General features: G+C 53.0%; 2 protein-coding genes. Both read right to left on the bottom strand.

Annotation, left to right across the window (positions count from 1 at the left end):
* Window positions 1-557, bottom strand: a 557-nt coding sequence (locus ACTHUR_RS11555) for an SbmA/BacA-like family transporter (RefSeq protein ID WP_440398662.1), incomplete at its 3' end; no start/stop codon positions are given.
* 131 nt (window positions 558-688) lie between these two features.
* Window positions 689-1,162 (bottom strand): TonB-dependent receptor domain-containing protein (locus tag ACTHUR_RS11560; protein ID WP_440398663.1); only part of this gene is annotated, 474 nt, incomplete at its 5' end.

A 1,162-nucleotide genomic window follows, 5' to 3' on the forward strand; every position in this document is an offset into this window, starting at 1 on the left:
ACCCAAACAAGATAGCCGTGTATGGTGATGTCGCGCCCGCCGATATTGAAGGTCTGCACGCCGGAGAGCGTCCACAATACGGCGACGAACGCGCTGAATTTGGCAATATTATTGATGAAGGAGCGAAAGAGGCCGATGCTTTTGTCGGCAAGCAGGTAAATGTCTTCGGCGATACGTTGGTCGGGGTTGTCCGGTTCGCCTGTCAGGCGCAGACGGTAGTGTTTGTGGCCTTCGAGCCAGTTTTTTTGAAATTGCTCGGTCAGATGGGTGCGCCAACGGAAGATGAGGCGTTTTTGCAGCCAGTCGGCACAAACGATACAGCCGATAACCATCGCCATATAGCCGAGGTATTCGACAATGAGCGAAGGCATGGATGCGCCGTCAAATGCAGCCAGTGCGTCGTAGAAGCGTTTGTCCCATGCGGCAATCCAAACGCTGATGGTAATAGAGAATAGGGTGAACCCTATCAAAACGGTGAGCATCAGCCATTGGAGGTGACCGTGTGCCCCTGACCAAAAAGGGCGGGCAAGGTAAAAGAATTTTTTGAGTGTTTTCATAATGCTTGTGAATGCATGCGAATGGCCGTCTGAAAGTGAAATTGTACTTTCAGACGGCCTTTTTATCAGCAATAGTTGGTTTTTATATGCTTTTGAAGAGTGGGGGTAATCCACTCTCGGTTTGTCGCTACTTACATCTTCCACTTCAGGCTGAACACGGCATTGCGCGGTTCGCCGTAGAAGTTGCCGCTGTTGGCGGCACGGCTGTATTGGTTTTCGTAGTAGCGTTTGTCGGTCAGGTTGTTGACTGCCAGCCCCAGTTGCAGGTTTTTGCTCGGGCGGTATTGGACGTTGGTGTTCCAAACCGTGTAGCCGCCTTGCTTGATGGAGCCGTAGGAATTGGCGGTTTTGCTGCTGCTCTTCAAGCCAAGACCGACCGTCCATTTGCCGTCATCCACCGGCAGGACATAGCTGGTGTAGAGGCGGAACATATGCTTCGGCGTATGGCTGCTGAAGTTGTAGCCTTTTCGGCGCGATTCAACATTGCCGGTAACGCTGCTGCGGTTGGTGCTGCGGTTGAAGGTGTAGCCTGCGTAAACTTGCCAACGGGCGGTCAGGCTGCCGGAGATTTCGGCATCCAAGCCGCGGCTGCTTTGGTTGAGCGG

Source organism: Neisseria sp. P0021.S007 (assembly GCF_051956855.1).